The organism is Alienimonas californiensis, assembly GCF_007743815.1.
GTDB classification, from domain to species: domain Bacteria; phylum Planctomycetota; class Planctomycetia; order Planctomycetales; family Planctomycetaceae; genus Alienimonas; species Alienimonas californiensis.
In genome coordinates, this window is the sequence record NZ_CP036265.1 from 3,797,288 (window position 1) to 3,812,660 (window position 15,373).

Consider the following 15,373-nt stretch of genomic DNA (forward strand, 5'->3'; position numbering starts at 1 on the left):
TTCCCTTCGCCCCGGCCCCCCGCCCGATGGCCCCCCCGCCGCCCCGCCGGCCCACCCTCACCGCCGCCGGGCGGCGTGAGCCGGCGGGCGCGGGGGAGCGGCTGTGGCGCTCGCTGTTCCCGGCGGCCCGCACCCCGGTGCGGTGGCGGGACGGCTGGCCGCTGGCGGCGTTCGGGCTGATCGCGATCGGGCTATTCGTCTGGCTGGAACTCGACCGCCGGGTGCTGTTCGCCCGGCCGACGCTGTTCGGGCTGTTGCTGTTCGCCCCGTGGGTCTGGTGGCTGGCCGTTGCGAACCGCGGCGGATTGGGCACGACGCGGGCGGAGGCCTCCACGTTCCTGCGGCTCTGCCTGCTCGGGTTGTGCGTCGCGGCCCTGGCGGAGCCGCGGGCGGTGCGGGAGCGGGACGTGACCAGCGTGGTGTTCGCCCTGGACGTCTCCGATAGCGTCGGCCGCAGCGTGGAGAGCCAGGCGCTGGAACTGTTCAGCGGGGCGGTCGCCGCCAAGCCCACCACCGACGAGGCCGGCCTGGTCGTGTTCGGCCGCAACGCCGCGGTGGAGCTGCCGCCGAAGAAAAGCGTCGCCTTCGAGGGCGTCATCAACTCCCAGGTGGACCGCGACGCGACGAATCTGGAGCAGACCCTCAGCCTGTCCGCGGCGATGATTCCTGAGGAGAACGCCGGCCGGGTGGTGCTGATCTCCGACGGCACGGAGACCGAGGGCCGGCTCGCCTCGGAGCTGGATCAACTGCGGGGCCGGGGCATCAAGGTGGACGTGTTGGCGGTGGACTATGCTGGCCGGGAGGAGGTCTGGCTGGAACGGCTGGACCTGCCGCGGTTCGTGCGGGAAGGGGAGAGCTACGAGGCCAGTGTGGTGCTCAGCAGCCTCGGCGCCGGCGCCGGCACGCTGACCCTCACCGAAAACGGCGAGGAGATCGCCCGGGAGCAGGTGGACTACGCCGCCGGCAAGAACCGGTTCAGCTTTCCGATCCGCCTCCGCGGCCCCGGCTACTACGAGTACGCCGCGACGATCAAAGCAAACGACACGGCCTCCGGGGAGCCGGGCGACGGCGTGGAGGACAACAACACCGCTCTCAACTACCTCTATCTGGAGGGGGCGGGGAAGGTGCTGGTCGTGACGGACCCGGGCGGCGATCCGCGGGACGTGGAGGATTTCGTCGCCGCCGCCCGCGAGGGGGAGCGGGAGGTCACGGTGATGGACGGCTACGCCTTCCCGCGGGACGTGCTCAGCCTGATGCCCTACGACCTGATCGTGTTCGCCGGCGTGCCCGCGGACGTCTTCGACGCCCGCCAACTCGCCGCGGTGCGGACGGCCGTCTCCGACATGGGCGTGGGCTTCCTGATGCTCGGCGGGGAGAACAGCTTCGGCGCCGGCGGGTATCAGAACACCCCCGTCGAGGAGGCGTTGCCGGTCGATCTGGACATCACCCGCCGCAAGGTGCTGCCCAAGGGGGCGCTGGTCATCATCCTGCACACCTGCGAGTTCCCGCAGGGCAACACCTGGGGCAAGCGGATCTGCAAACGGGCGATCAAGGTCTTGGGCGATCAGGACGAATGCGGCGTGCTGGTGGCGGACTACGTCGAGGGGGAGGAGTGGCTGTTCGAACTGACGCCCGCGGCCCGCTACCCGGAGCTGGTGCCCAAGATCAACGCCGCCCAGATCGGGGATATGCCGGACTTCGCCCAGACCATGAACGCCGGCCTGAAGGCGCTGAAAGACAGCGACGCCAGTGCCAAGCACATGATCATCATCTCCGACGGCGACCCCAGCCCGCCGTCGCCGGCGCTGGTCAAGCAGTTCGCCGACGCCCAGATCGCGATCAGCACCGTCGCCGTCTTCCCGCACCAGGGCGACCGGGCCAGCCTGAACACGATGCGCGGCATCGCCGCCGGCACCGGCGGCCGGTTCTACCTGCCGGACGACCCGAACCAACTGCCCGGCATCTTCGTGAAGGAGGCGAAGACCCTCCGCCGCACGCTGATCCAGAACAACACCGTGCAGCCGGAGGTGGCCCTCGGTCACCCGATCCTCAAGGGGCTCGGGCCGCTGCCGCCGGTGCGGGGCTACGTGCTAACGACGCCGAAGGAGGCGCTGACCGAACAGATCCTGCGGGTGCCCTCCGACGAACAGGTCGCCCCCGGGGAGTACGATCCGATCCTCGCCGTCCGCCAGTTCGGCCTCGGCCGCACCGGGGCGTTCACCGCGGACCTCGGCCCGAACTGGGGCGCCGACTGGGTCACGTGGGACGGCTACGGCCCGTTCGTGCGGCAGCTCATCACGCACCTGGGCCGGGTCCGCAAGCAGGGGCACCTGCGGATGAGCACCTACACGGACGGCTCCGACGGGGTGATCGTTGTGGAAGACTTCTCGCCCCAGGAACGCTTCCTTGAGATCACCACCTCCGTCGCCGGACCGCGAGACCGCACGGAGACCGTTTCGCTGGTGCAGGTCGGGCCGCGTCGGTATCAGGCCCGCGTGCCGCTGTGGGGGAAGGGCCGTTACCAGGTCATCGGCCGCTCTGCGACGGTCGGCGGCGGCGCCGCGGAAGCCCCCGCCGCGGCCCCGGCGCCCGAGGGCCCCACGCCCATGGGCACCATCGCCGGGGCGAACGACGCCATCGAGGAGGAGCCGGTCGGACCGGCGGACGACGGCACGGAGCAGGTCGCCGGCGGTTTCATCCTGCCCTATAGCGCCGAGTACCTGCGGTTCCGCAGCGACCCGATCGTGTTGAAACGGGTCGCCGAACGCACCGGCGGCCGGGAACTGATCGTCGACGAGAACACGCCGAAAACGCTGTTCACCGAGGACCGCCAGCCGAAGCGCAGCAGCCGGCCGATCTTCGACTGGTTGCTGATCCTCGTGGCCTGCCTGATCCCGCTGGACATCGCCGTGCGGCGGGTGCAGCTCGACTGGGCGCTGGTGCGGGAGCTGTTTAAACGGGAGAAACTTGGCACGGCGACCGCCGGCGCCGGCGGGCCGACGCTGGAGGGCCTGCTCGCCAAAAAGCGGGAGAGCTCGCCCCCCTCACCCGGCCGTCGTACCCCGAGCAGAACGGGTGAATCACGTGGGGTTTCGCAGGCGCCCGCGAAACCGCAAGCGGACGTCGCCCCGCCGAAGAAACCGGCCCCGCCGGCGAACACCACCGCGGCCCTGCTGGATTTGAAGAAGAAACGCGACCGGTCCTGACCCGCCCCCGCGGGCTCCCGGCCTCCTTCCCCCGACGTTCGACGCATGACCGACCTCCCCCCGCCCGACGCCTCCCTCCCCGCTCCGGACGGGGCGCCGGCGCCCGTCGACCCGGACCGCCTGCGGGCCGAAGCCGCGGAGTTCCGCACGATCTTCGAGCAGGTCCGCACAGAGGTCGGCCGCGTGATGGTCGGGCAGGTCGGGGTGATCGAAGCCGTGCTGACCGCCCTGTTCGCCGGCGGCAACGTCCTGCTGGAGGGCGTTCCCGGGCTCGGCAAGACGGAGCTGGTGAAGGCCCTGTCGAAGGTGTTGGACCTCGACTTCAAACGCATCCAGTTCACCCCGGACCTGATGCCGGCGGACATCGTGGGCACCCAGGTGATGAGCGCCGACGAGCACGGCCAGTACCGCTTCGAATTCCGGCAGGGGCCGATCTTCACCCAGCTTTTGCTGGCCGACGAGATCAACCGGGCCAGTCCGAAGACGCAGTCGGCCCTGCTGGAAACGATGCAGGAGGGTAGCGTGACCACCTCCGGCACGCGGTACGTCCTGGAGCAGCCGTTCTTCGTGATGGCGACCCAGAACCCGCTGGAACAGGAGGGGACCTACCCGCTGCCGGAGGCTCAGCTGGACCGGTTCCTGTTCAAGGTCAACGTGCCGCTGCCGGACCGGGCGGAGCTGAACGAAATCGTCGGCCGGACGATCCTCAAGCAGCCGATCGACCCGGCCCAGATCCTCGACAGTGCCGCGATCCTGCGGCATCGGCGGACGCTGAACAACGTGGTCGTCACGGACGCCGTGCGGGACTACGCAGTGCGGCTGGTGCTCTCCACGCACCCGCAGGCCGTGCTGGCCCAGGGCGAAGCCGGCGAGGCGGTCACCCGGTACGTAAAGGCCGGCGCCAGCCCGCGGGCCGCGCAAAGCCTCATCAAGGCCGCCCGGGTCCGGGCCCTGGCGGAGGGGCGCCCGCATGCGGCGTTCGAAGACGTCGCCCACTTCGCCCCGGCTGTGCTCCAGCACCGCGTGTTGCTGAACTACGACGGTCAGGCCGACGACGTGAGCGTGCCGGACCTCATCGCCGATCTCACGAAAAGCCTGCCGGAGCGGGCGGCGTGAGCGGTTCGTCGCTCACCACGCTGCTGCCCAACGACGTACTCGGCCGGTTGGAACGGGTGCGGTTGCAGCCGGTCCGCCGCCTGACGAACCCCTCCCGCGGCGAGCACCTCGCCGGAAAGGGCGGCAGCAGCACGGAGTTCGCCGACTACCGCGACTACGCCCCCGGCGACGACGTGCGGTTCGTCGACTGGAACATTTTTAGTCGGCTCAACAAGCCGTATATGAAGCTGTACCGGCACGAGGAGGAGCTGCACGTCTGCCTGATCGTCGACGCCAGCGCCTCTATGAAATATGGGACCGGCGAGACGAAGCTGATGCGGGCCAGCCGGATCGCGGCGGCGTTCGGGATCTGTGCGTTGACCAGCGTCGAAAAAGTCTCCGCGCACGTCTGCCACGCGGCGGGCACGGAGCCGGTGCGCATGCCGCCGTCCACGGGCCGCAAGTCGCTGCCGCGGTTGCTGAAGTTCCTCGAAACGGTGCAGCCCGGCGGGGACTACCCGATTGAATCGGCGGTCGCCGACGTGCTCAAACGGCATCGCGGCCGCGGCATCGCCGTGATCGCCAGCGACTTTCTGACCTTCGGGGACGTCTCCGGCCTGTTCGGGCGGTTGCAGGCGGCGGGGCTGGAGCCGTGGGCGGTGCAGGTGCTCAGCCCGGAGGAGATCGACCCGGACCTCTCCGGCGATCTGCGGCTGGTCGACTGCGAGAACGGCGCCGGGCTGGACGTCACCCGGGCCGGCGACCTGCTGGGCTTCTACCACGACCACCGCCTCGCCCTGGAGGACGAACTGGCCGTGCAGTGTCGCCAGCGAGGCGGCCGGTTCCTGCCGGTCAGCACGACCGAGCCGCTCAAGGACCTGCTGTTCGGCACCCTCCGCCGCCGGGGGTGGCTGCGATGAGCGACCAACGTGAGCCCGGAGCGCAAGCTCCGGCCGGCGAGCGAAGCGAGCCGGTCGTTCCGCGACATAAAACCACGCATTGCCGGAGCTTGCGCTCCGGGCTCACCGGGGGGGCCGCCAGATGAACGCCCTCTCCTCGATCGGGTTTGCGAACCTCGCCGCCGGGGCGCTGGCGGCGTTGGCGGCGCCGATCATCCTGTTCTACTTCCTCAAACTGCGGCGGCCGCGGGCGGAGGTGCCCAGTCTGGCCCTGTGGCGGCGGGTGGTGAACGACAAACGGGTGAACAGCCCGTTCCAGAAGTTCCGCCGCAACCTGCTCCTTCTGCTCCAACTCCTGTTATTGGCGGCGCTGACGTTCGCGGCGATGCAGCCGTTTTTGAACGCCGGGGCGGGGCGGGCGGAGTACCGCGTGCTGCTGATCGACGCCTCCGCCAGCATGGCCGCGACCGACGCCGCCGGCCGTTCGCGGCTCGATCTGGCGAAGGAAAAGGCCGAGGACCTGATCGCCGGCCTGCAGCCCGGGCAGCAACTCGCCCTGATCGCGTTCGACCGCAACGCCCGCACGCTGCAGGAGTTCACCGACAACCCGAACCTGCTCGCCCCCGCCCTCGCCGGGCTCACGACCAAGGACGTGCAGAGCGACCTCGGCGACGCCCTGCGGCTGGCCGGGGCGCTGGCCCGCACGGCGCCGGTCGCGGAGGCGATCCTGCTGACGGACGGCAACCTCCCGCCGGCCGACGACGTGGATCTCGCCTTCCCGGTGAACTACCAGCGCCTGCCGGCGGCGGGGCCGAACGTGGGCGTGGTGGCGTTGAACGCCCGCCGCAGCGGAGTCGGCGCCGCGGAGGACGCCGGGTGGGACCTGTTCGTGAAGCTCGCCGCCAGCGCCCCGACCGGGGCGCGGGTGGAACTCTACGGCGAGGACGGCCCGGACGGCGGCAAACCGCTGGCGGCGGAGTCCATCGGGTTCGACCGGGCCGACGATTCGCCCCGGCTGGTGTTCGAAGTGCCCGCGGACGGCCCGCGGGCGGTGACGGTGCGGGTCGTCGCCGAGGGCTCCGACAGCCTGCCGGCCGACGACACGGCCGGCCTGATCCTCCCCCCGCCGCGGCCGCTGACGGCGTTCTGCCCGGATTCGCAGGGTCTGTTCCGCCGGGCGCTGGCCCTCGAACCGGGGGCGGTCTCCCTGTATCCCCGCCCGAACGATCAGGGCCCGCCGAGCTTCGACCTGGCGATCGTCGATCAGCCAGACACCTCCGAAAACCCCGCCCCGGAGGCGACCGTGCGGACGTTCGTCGGCGTGATCCCCAAGGATCTGGAAGGGCTGATCGAGACGAAGGTGGGGTATGCGGAGGTGGTCGACTGGCGGCAGACGGCGCCGGTGTTGGAGCACGTCCAGCTTCGCGAGGTGCAGATCACCGAGGAGCCCTTCTATCTGGAGCAACCCGGCGGGGAGCCAGCCGACGCCGGGGACCTGGAGCAGCTCGGCTACGAGGTGCTGATCGACGCCCGCACGGGACCGCTGATGCTCCGGCGGCGGGAGGGCGCCCGGGTGGACTATCACCTGCTGTTCGACCCGGCCACCAGTACGCTGCCCTACCGGGTGGCGTTCCCGATCCTCGTGCAGAACATGATCCGCGAGGCGACCCGGGCGGCGGCGCTGTCCGAGGTGCGCGCCGAGCAGACCGGCACGTTGCCGGAGGTGGACCTGGGCGACCCGAACCGCGAGGGGACCGTCGTCGGGCCGGACGGAACCCGCACGCTGCGGGCCGACGCGGGCGGGATGCTGACCGCGGTTCCGGCGGAGACGGCCGGGCTCTACACGATCAGCGCCGGGGGGGAGGAGGTCGCCTCGTTCACGGCCGGCGTGCTCTCGCCGCTGGAAACGTCGCTGGTCGGCGTGGAGAAACTGGAACTCAACGAGGTCGAGGTCGCCGTCTCCGGCGAGGAGGTCTCCGCCGATCGCCCGCTGTGGCGCTGGCTGGCGGCCGGGGCGTTCGCCCTGCTGCTGACCGAGTGGTGGGTCTTTCACCGCCGTCCCGTGACCTGACCCGGCTCAATCCGTCCCCGCTCGCCGCCCGCTCCGCCGCCCCGCTATCGTCCCTCTCCCCGCCCGCCCCGCCGGTTCGCCGATGACCCTCCGCCGTCCGCTCGCCGCGTTACTGCTGGCCGCCCTGGCGTGCGGCCTGTTCCCGGCGGGGGCCGCGGCCCAGGTGACGGTCCGGCAGGTGGACTGGGGCTTCGGCGGGAAGGCGACGCCGGGGCAGTTCACGCCGGTCTCGATCCTGCTGGACAACCCGACGAACGACACGTTCGACGGCGTGGTGAACCTCTACCGGGCCAACTTCGTCGGCGAGCGCCGCGGGGCGGTGCTGACCGAGCCGGTGTTCCTGTCCGCGTTCGCCTCCCGACGGGTGCAGTTCTACGTGATCCCGCTGGACGGCGGGGAATCGTGGCGGCTGGAGGCGATTCCCGACGGCCTCGCCGCGGGGGACGACGGCGTGCTGACGGCTACCCTGCCGCGGCCGGGGCTGACGGATTCCGGCGACGCCGGGGTGGTGTTCCTCACCGGCCCCGACGACTTCACCGCGCGGGTGCCCGGCCTGCCGCGGATGGACGAAACGCTGTTCCCCCCGCGGCCCGAGGCGACCGAGGGCCTGCGGGGCGTGGTCCTCGATCACGCCCCGAACTGGGCGGACGCTCAGCAGAACAGCTTCATGGCCTGGCTGAACGCCGGCGGGGCGGTGCATCTGCTGACCGCCCCGGACGGCTCGCCGGTGCGGTTCCGCGGGGCGATGACGCCGCTGAACGATCCGACCTCCCGCTTCGCGGTCGGTCGCGGCGCCGTGCTGCGGCACGCCCAGAAGGCAGGCGCCGTCGCCAAGCCGTTCGTCGATCGCACGCTGCTGCCGGACCCCTCCTTCGCCCGGATGACCGCGGAGGACCTGACCTTCGAGCAGCGCCGCGAACAGCAGACCGGCGCCTACCCCGTCTCTTATCAACCGACCCGGCTGGAAGAGGAGATTCTGCCCACGCTGCGGCGGATGGTGCGGCCGGAGCACAACTGGGGGCTGATTCACATCCTCTGTCTGGCCTACGTGGCGGCGTTGTTTCCGGGGGTGTTCCTCGTGGGCCGGGAGCGCCGCGGCTACCCGGCGACGCTGGGCCTGCTGATCGCGGTGACGCTGACCTTCGGCATCGCCCTGCGGACGGTCGGGCGGCGAGGGTACGGGGAGAGCCTGTCGGTGCGGACCACGGCGCTGGTGCGGGCGTTGCCGCCGGGGCCGGGGAGCGAGAAAGGCGCCACGGAGGTCACCCAGTGGGCGGACGCCTTCGTGACGGACGGCGGCGACTACACCTTCGCGGTCGCCGGGCCGGCGTCGCTGTACAGCACCGGGCAGGCCTCGGAGCCGGTGAAGGGGACGATCCGCAACGGCGTGGACGGTTCGCTGACGGCGGACGTGCCGCCGTTCTCCTCCCGGGCTTTCGTGGCGAAGGTCCGGCGGGAGGAACCGGCCCCGGCCGTGGAACTGCTCGCCGGCTCCAGCGGCGCCACGACCGACGGCACGGGCGTCCGCTTGACCGGTCTGCGCTTGAAGGTGCCACCGGAACTGGTCGGCCGGGCCAAGCTGTTCGCCGTCCACCACCGGCACGTGTATCCGCTGAACGTCTCCGGCGGGACCGCCGCCATCAATCCCAACGCCGATCCGATCCCGCTGGGCAACCTGCTGGCGGGGTACGGGTTCGGGCTGGTCGGCAACGTCACCGTCCAGGCGGCGCCGTACGGCGAGGGGAACCAATACAACTACGGGATGGACCCCTACCAGCAATACGGCTGGGAGGACGCCGAACTGACCGACCGCGGCCTGGACCTCGCCGCACGCCAACTGATCGGCCGGGACCTGGGGTTCGAGAATCCGCGGCAACTGTATCGCCTGTCCGCCCCCGCCGACCGCGTGCGGATCTACGCGGTCACGCCGTTGCGAGACGAGCACCGCATCCTCGGCGCCGCCGGCCGGGAGCGGCCGACCGAACCGCTGCCGAACCAAAACGGCACCACGATTCTCTCCTACGAGTTCCCCCTGTGAGCGTCGCCGAGCCGTCCGCCGAGGCCCCCGCCCGGGCCCCCTCGAACGCCCCCGCCGCCCCGCCGGCCCCGATCGCCGCGGAGACGCCGGCGATCGAGGTCATCCGGCTGTCGCACACCTACAAGAAGCACCGGGCGCTCCAGCGGATGGAGTTCAACGTCGACCCCGGCACGATCCACGGGTTCGTCGGCCCCAACGGCGCCGGCAAGACGACCACCCTCAAGATCATCTGCACCCTGATGAAGCCCCAGCAGGGCGCCGTGCGGGTGTTCGGCCGGGACGTCGTCCGGCAGGTCCACGCGGTGCGGAGCAGCATCGGCTTCATGCCGGACCACTTCAGCATGTACCGGCAGATGTCGGTGCACGAATACCTGGACTTCTTCGGCGCCGCCTACGGACTACCCACCAAGCAGCGGGACGGGGTCATCAAGAACGTCCTCGAATTGACCGACATGGACGGCCGGCAGGACGACCTCATCAAGGGCCTGTCGCGGGGCATGACGCAGCGCGTCGGCCTGGCCCGCGTGTTGATCAACGACCCGTCCCTGCTGCTATTGGACGAACCGGCCTCGGGGCTCGACCCGCGGGCCCGGATTGAACTGATGGACATCCTACGGGCGCTGCGGGGGATGGGCAAAACGATCTTTATCTCCTCGCACATCCTCAGCGAGCTGGCGGAGTTGTGCGACGCGGTCACGATCGTCGACCGCGGCACGACCAAGTTCAGCGGCTCGATCGACGAGCTGTTGTCGGCGGCTTCCGGTCTGGTGACCTACCGGGTGCTGCTCGACCCGCCCCGCGACGGCGCCCCGGAGCCGGAGGACCTCGCCAGCGACCTGATGGCGATCCCCGGAGTGACGGAGGTGCGGAAATGCGACGAACGCCCCGGCTGGCTGGTGACCTTCGACCGCGACGTGATCCCGGTCAACGACATCCTCGGCGGCGTAATCGCCCTCGGCCTACCGGTGGTGGGTTTCGCCGAGGAGAAGAAACACCTGAACCGGGCCTTCATGGAACTGACCGCCGGCGGGGTCCGCGAGGCGTAAACGTGGTGTGAGCCCGAAGCGCAAGCGAGGGGTTCGACATCCAATCGCCTGATCACTGCCGCCCTGTTTTCGACCGCCCAAACCCTCGCTTGCGCTTCGGGCTCACTGACTGAACCAACATGCTTTCAGGATCGCTCGCCCTCTTTGACCGCGCCCTCAAAACCGAGGCCAGCGGGCTGCGCGGGCATCTGCTGCGATTAGGGTTCGCGGGGTTCATCGAGATCGCCCTGCTGATCGCCGCGGCGACCAGCCTCACCCTCGGGGCGCCGGGGTTGGCGTTCTTTGAGAACATCTGCTGGCTGAACGTCGTGTTCATCAGTCTGGCCGCGGTCAGCCTGTTCGCCACGGCCGTCACCGAGGAGAAGGAGGAGGGCACGCTGGGCCTCCTGCGGATGGCGAACGTCGGCCGGGCCGCCTTGATGCTGGGCAAGAGCACCAGCCGACTGGTCGCGGCGCTGCTGCTGCTCGGCGTGCAGATTCCGTTCGTGCTGCTGGCGATCACGCTGGGGGGCGTCTTGCTGGGGCAGATCACGGCGGCGTTCGTCTGTCTGGCGGCGTACCTCGTGCTCGTGGCGAACCTCGGGCTGCTCTGGAGCGTGCTCTGCCGGCGGAGCGCGACGGCGGCGTTCTGGACGGGGTTTTCGCTGCTGATCTATTTCGCCCTGCCGCCGGTCGTGGGGTTCTTCGGTCAGGTGCTGGTGCAGATCGCGGGGCCGGTGAAGTGGGCGGTGGCGATCAAGGAGCAGGGCGCCGACCGGGCCGCGGAGTTCGGCGTGCCCCACCGGCTGGGGGAGATCTTCACCACCGGCTTCAGCGCCGGGGTGTGGAGCCCGCAGGTCGGCTTCTGTCTGGCGGCGGGGGCCGTCTGTTTCGCGGCGGCGTGGGCCAGTTTTGAACGCTTCGCCGACGCCGACCGCGCCGCCGCCCCGGACCGCGGGCTGGCGGGGCGGGCCTCCTCCAAGCCCGGCGCCCGGTTCCGCCCCGGCCGGCGGCCGGTGGCGTGGAAGGAATACCGCTTTCTCGTGGGCGGCGGCCGAGGGCTGGCCCTGCGGTTCTTCGGGCTGCTGGCGGCGTTGGGGATCGCCGTCGGCATCGGCGTGTACAACCGGGCGGACCTTGGCTCCACGCGGGTGTGGGGCGAGTTGTTCGGTACCTGGGCCGGCGTCTGCGTGGGGGCGGCGATGGCCGATTCGCTGTTCCTCGCCACCCGGATCCTCAATGAGGAACTGAAGTGGAACACCCTCGGCAATCTCCTGTTGTTGCCGAAGAGCGCCGCCTCGCTGCTGCTCGGCAAGTTGCAGGGGGCGGCGGTAGCGTTGATCCCGGCGCTGCTGACCGGGGCGGCGGCGTTCGCCGCGTTCACGGCGCTGGGCGATCCCCGCTGGGTGCAGGACGTGGTGGCGGGGGTGGTCTCCCCCGTCACCTGGGCCTTCGTGGCGGGGTGGTGCCTGTACCTGACAATCGTGGCCTACCTCAGCACCGTGGTGCGGTACGGGGCGACGGTGCTGGGGGTGATCGTCTACGGGGTGGGAGCCTACGCCCTGTCGCCGGTGTTTCTTGTGGCGGCGACGATGGGGGCGGCGGCGGATTCCGGGCAGGTCGCCGCCGTGCCGATCGCCGGCGTGCTGGCGGCGCTGACCGTCGGCGGGGCCATCCTGTGCGTGAAACGGTTCGAGAGCCTCGGCGAACGCTGAGCCGGTCCCTCAACGCCCGTCCCGTTGACCCGCCGGGCGGTTCCGAACTAAGAGCGAACGGTTCCCCGCCGCCGTTCGCGAACGCTCCATGTCCCGCCGCGCCCTGACCGCGGCGGCCGGACTGCTCGCGGGAACGCTGCTGCTGGGCTGTCACGGGGCGAACGAGGGGGCGATCGACTACCGCTACTTCCCCCCGCCGGACGTCGGCGCCCTGCGGCTGGCCCAGGTGCTGGGCACGGTGACGCCGCACGCCGACGCCCCGCTGCTGCATTCGCCCCTCGCGGCGGGCACGGCTCAATTGCAGCGGGCGGAACGCAAGTACGCCGCGACGCTCTCGCCGGCCGCGGCGGCGACGGCGATTCATCCCGGCGAGGGGTTCTCGATCACGCTGCAACAGGCGTTCGTCTCCGACTTCGCCGAGGGCGGCGTGACCCCGGCGGACGTGTTCGACAAACGGGGCGAGATCGCCGTGGTCGCCGGCGTGCGGGAACTGACCGGCGGCGAGGCGGGCGGTCCGGGCCTTGGGGCGGGCTTCGTCGCCGCGGCCCCCGCGCTGGACGATCGCCCCACCTCCGGCCGGGTCGTGTTCTACAGCGGCGACGTGACGGGCCGCTCCCGGCTGGTGGGCGACGCGGACGGCCAGTACCTCAACTTCTCCGCCGTGCCGCTGCACGTCGCCCACGACTACGCCGGCGGGCCGATCGAGATCAGCCTGTATCTGTTGGAACTGGACGGGGCGGAGCGGGACCGCTCCCGGGACCTGCTCGCCACCCTGGCGGCGTTCGGCGACCGGGCCTACCCGCCGGGGTCGCCGGTGTTGGCGCTGCTGGACGAACTGGGCGGCGCCCTGCTGGCGTCCGTGCCGGACGAGAGCGTGGAGTTCCGCTACACCTGCGTGCTCCACCCCTGCCGGGAGGGGGCGCTGCCGCAGGCCCAGTTGCGGGAGGGGAACTACGTATTCATCAAGCAGGACCACCGCCGCCTGCCGGGGCCGCTGCGGGCCGCCCGCAACCGCCTCACCGACACCCCCGATCCCGGGGCTCCGGTCGACTGGGACCGCGTGCGGTTCGACCCGCTCCAGGGCCGCCTGATGACGCCGGCCGACGATGGCGTCCGCTACCGTTTCTACCGCGACCACACCTACCTCACGCTGCAGGTACGTCGGAGCGGGGCGACGGACGGGTTGGCCCCGTACTGCGATCCGCTGCCGCCGCCCGAGTTGCTGGGCCTGTCGGGGCTGACCAGCCTGTCCGGGTTGGCGCCGCCCATCGGTCCCGCGGAGGCCGCATTGCCGGAGCCCGCCCCGACCGGGCTCGCCCCGACGGCGCGCGACCCGGGGGCGGTTGCGGTGGAGGCGAACGGCGGGTCGACTTTGCCGCTATGGACCCGCCTCCCGCCCCCCGCAGCGCCGGCCCTGCCGGCTCCGCCGCCGCTGCCGTTGACGACGGACCCGCCGAGGGCGGAATGAGCCGCGGCGGTCTGGTCGCCCCCGCGCCGGATCGGGACCGGATCGCCCTGGGCATCCGGCAACCGTGGTGCGAACTGATCCTGCGGGGCCGCAAGACGCTGGAGATCCGCACCCGCCCCACCGAGGTGCGGGGGACGATCTACGTCTACTCCGCGAAGAAGCTCAGCGACCTGCCGGAACTGGAGGTCGTCCTGTTGCGGGAGGAGGTGAACCCGGACCCGCTGCCCAAAGGGTCGCTGGTGGGCACGGTGGAGATCGTCGGCTGCCGGCGGGCGACGCCGGAGGACGCCGCCGCCTCCTGCGTGCCGCCGCGGGAACTGGAGAACCGCTGGGCCTGGGAACTGGCGCACCCGATCCGGTTCGCCGAGCCGGTCAAGCCGCGGTTCCTGCCCTACGGCGTGTGGTTCTACCCGTTCAAGCGGCGAAGTGAATCGTCCGTCTAAGCCGGAGCCATGCCTCCGGCCTGGGCGCCACAATCAGGACCGACCGGCCGCCACCATCTCGCGGGTGAAGTCGCTCACGTCCTTGAGCACCGCCTCCTTCGGCTGATCCGCGAGGGCTTCGAGCCGGCGGACCAGGGCGCTGCCGACGATCGCCCCGTCGGCGTGCCCTCGCAGGGCTTGCACGTGCTCCGGCTTGCTGACGCCGAAGCCCACCGCCAGCGGCAGGTCCGTCTGCTGCCGGAGCCGGTCGAGGTGGGCGGTCAGTTCCAACGGCAGCGCGTCCCGTTCCCCCGTCGTCCCGGCGACGGACAGGCAGTACACGAACCCGCTGCAGGCCGCGAGGATTTTCCGCACCCGCTCCGCCGGGGTGAGCGGCGAGATGAGCTGCACCAGGTCCAGGCCCGCCGCCCCCGCGGCCTCGGCGAGCCCGGCCGCCTCGTCGCCCGGCACGTCCGGCACGATCAACCCCGCCAGCCCCGCCGCCTTGGCCCTCGCACAGAACGCCTCGAACCCGACCCGCTGGACGATGGAAACGCTGACCATTCCCACGAGCGGCGGGAGGGCTTCCGTGTCGAGTTCTTCCAGCATCGCCCAGAACTGCGACAGCTTGAACCCGGCGCCCAGCGCCCGCGTGTAGCTGGCCTGGATGACCGGCCCGTCGGCGATCGGGTCGGAGAAGGGCACGCCCAGCTCGATCAGATCCGCCCCGGCGTCGGCGAGCGTGCGGAGCACCTCCGCGGTCGTGTCGCAGTCCGGATCCCCGGCCGCGACGAACGGCATGAAGGCGAGGCGGTTCTCCGCCTTCGCGGCGGCGAAAGCGGCGGTGATGGGGGACGGCATGCTGTCGGCGTCTGTGAGCCCGAAGCGCAAGCGAGGCGAGCGACTTTCGATGATGGGAGAACGCTCAGGCTACTCTTCCGCCGCCGATTCGGCATCGTCACGGCCTTTCCGGTCCTGTGCGGTTCCGACGTACTCCGACGCGTCCGCCACGTCGGCCTCGGTATCCAGAAACTGAACGTCTCCGCCCTCGGTCCACCAACGGTCCCGCCGGGGCTGATCCTCTTTCAGCCGCCGCGCCGTCGAGGCCTTCAACTGTCGGCGGACCTCCGGCGGATCAACCTGCGGGGCTGAGAGGACCACGTGCACGTGGTTGGTTCGCACCGCGACCGCGTGCAACGGCCAGGATCGGATGCGGCAGTGAGCTCGGATCGTTTCCAGCACAAGCTCCCGCTGAGCTAAGTTCAGCACGCACGGTGTCGCCGCCATCCGCCGTGCCGCGAATCGCTCGCGCTGCGGGTGGGGCGGCAATCCCCGCTGTCCCCGCTGACTCCAACCGCGGGCGTCGCCGGGGAGGTGCGTCCCGTAGGTCGTCCACGTCAGAAAGAGCGCGAGCGGTTCGCCGTGCATCGGACG

11 protein-coding genes are annotated in these 15,373 nt (G+C 71.1%); 9 read left to right on the forward strand and 2 right to left on the reverse strand.

All coding sequences use genetic code 11. From position 1 onward, the window contains the following. The first annotated feature begins 26 nt into the window (after positions 1 to 26). The 9 genes from CA12_RS14955 (at position 27) to CA12_RS14995 (ending at position 13,960) form a co-directional block, all read left to right on the forward strand. A complete protein-coding gene (locus CA12_RS14955) occupies positions 27 to 3,206 on the forward strand; it encodes a glutamine amidotransferase (protein ID WP_145359837.1) in 3,180 nt (1,059 codons plus the stop codon). Positions 3,207 to 3,251: 45 nt separating this feature from the next. Next, positions 3,252 to 4,322 carry an AAA family ATPase gene (locus CA12_RS14960; protein WP_145359838.1) on the forward strand — a complete coding sequence of 357 codons (1,071 nt, stop codon included), beginning with the start codon at positions 3,252 to 3,254 and terminating at the stop codon, positions 4,320 to 4,322. Next, positions 4,319 to 5,221 (forward strand): DUF58 domain-containing protein, encoded by a 903-nt coding sequence (locus CA12_RS14965; protein ID WP_145359839.1) that lies wholly within the window; start codon positions 4,319 to 4,321, stop codon positions 5,219 to 5,221. Before CA12_RS14960 ends, CA12_RS14965 begins: the two co-directional genes overlap by 4 nt. Before the next feature lie 121 nt (positions 5,222 to 5,342). Next, the gene (locus CA12_RS14970; RefSeq protein WP_145359840.1) at positions 5,343 to 7,271 is read left to right on the forward strand and encodes a vWA domain-containing protein; all 1,929 of its coding nucleotides are present in this window, start codon (positions 5,343 to 5,345) and stop codon (positions 7,269 to 7,271) included. A gap of 82 nt (positions 7,272 to 7,353) precedes the next feature. After that, the gene (locus CA12_RS14975; protein WP_145359841.1) at positions 7,354 to 9,309 is read left to right on the forward strand and encodes a hypothetical protein; all 1,956 of its coding nucleotides are present in this window, start codon (positions 7,354 to 7,356) and stop codon (positions 9,307 to 9,309) included. Then, positions 9,306 to 10,355, forward strand: a complete 1,050-nt coding sequence (locus CA12_RS14980; protein ID WP_242687925.1) for an ABC transporter ATP-binding protein — start codon at positions 9,306 to 9,308, stop codon at positions 10,353 to 10,355. The genes CA12_RS14975 and CA12_RS14980 overlap by 4 nt, the downstream gene beginning before the upstream one ends. Positions 10,356 to 10,474: 119 nt before the next feature. Then, the gene (locus CA12_RS14985) at positions 10,475 to 12,049 is read left to right on the forward strand and encodes an ABC-2 transporter permease (RefSeq protein WP_145359842.1); all 1,575 of its coding nucleotides are present in this window, start codon (positions 10,475 to 10,477) and stop codon (positions 12,047 to 12,049) included. 88 nt (positions 12,050 to 12,137) lie between these two features. Next, entirely contained in the window at positions 12,138 to 13,517 is a 1,380-nt protein-coding gene (locus tag CA12_RS14990) for a hypothetical protein (protein ID WP_145359843.1), read from the forward strand. Beyond that, positions 13,514 to 13,960, forward strand: a complete 447-nt coding sequence (locus CA12_RS14995) for an ASCH domain-containing protein (RefSeq protein WP_165700781.1) — start codon at positions 13,514 to 13,516, stop codon at positions 13,958 to 13,960. The genes CA12_RS14990 and CA12_RS14995 overlap by 4 nt, the downstream gene beginning before the upstream one ends. Positions 13,961 to 13,993: 33 nt before the next feature. Here CA12_RS14995 and trpA read toward each other — a convergent pair whose 3' ends face one another. Beyond that, a complete protein-coding gene (trpA, locus tag CA12_RS15000; RefSeq protein WP_145359845.1) occupies positions 13,994 to 14,800 on the reverse strand; it encodes a tryptophan synthase subunit alpha in 807 nt (268 codons plus the stop codon). Between the two features lie 69 nt (positions 14,801 to 14,869). Then, a complete protein-coding gene (locus CA12_RS15005) occupies positions 14,870 to 15,367 on the reverse strand; it encodes a transposase (RefSeq protein ID WP_145359846.1) in 498 nt (165 codons plus the stop codon). Positions 15,368 to 15,373 lie beyond the last annotated feature (6 nt).